Annotated in this window: 1 protein-coding gene and 1 pseudogene; both read right to left on the bottom strand. The window is 60.2% G+C overall.

The window, feature by feature from the left end:
- The coding region (locus ACSIPU_RS31205; protein ID WP_435322577.1) for a hypothetical protein at positions 1-62 on the bottom strand (62 nt) is incomplete at its 3' end.
- Positions 59-284, bottom strand: a pseudogene (locus ACSIPU_RS31200) (16S rRNA pseudouridine(516) synthase); the annotation flags it as partial. The gene ACSIPU_RS31205 and the pseudogene ACSIPU_RS31200, both read right to left, overlap by 4 nt.

Below are 284 nucleotides of genomic sequence, written 5' to 3'. Positions count from 1 at the left end.
AGCATGGCCAGCAGGCCAAGGATAAACACAATCCCCAGTGAAGAATTCTGCTTCAGCGTCACGTTTTACTCCGTGGCTGCGGGGCGCCCACGCTGGCGATTTCCGCTTCCGTCAGCGGACGATATTCACCCGGCGCCAGCGATTCATCCAGCAGGATGTCGCCGATGCGTTCCCGATGCAGGCCAACCACGTGGTTGCCCACGGCGGCGAACATGCGTTTCACCTGATGGTAGCGGCCTTCGCTGATGGTGAGGCGCACTTCGGTCGGAGTGATAACTTCCAGC

Origin of the sequence: Klebsiella sp. HN106, from assembly GCF_051209435.1 — a bacterium.
GTDB lineage: Bacteria > Pseudomonadota > Gammaproteobacteria > Enterobacterales > Enterobacteriaceae > Klebsiella > Klebsiella oxytoca.
This window is presented reverse-complemented; position numbering and strand designations above follow the sequence as displayed.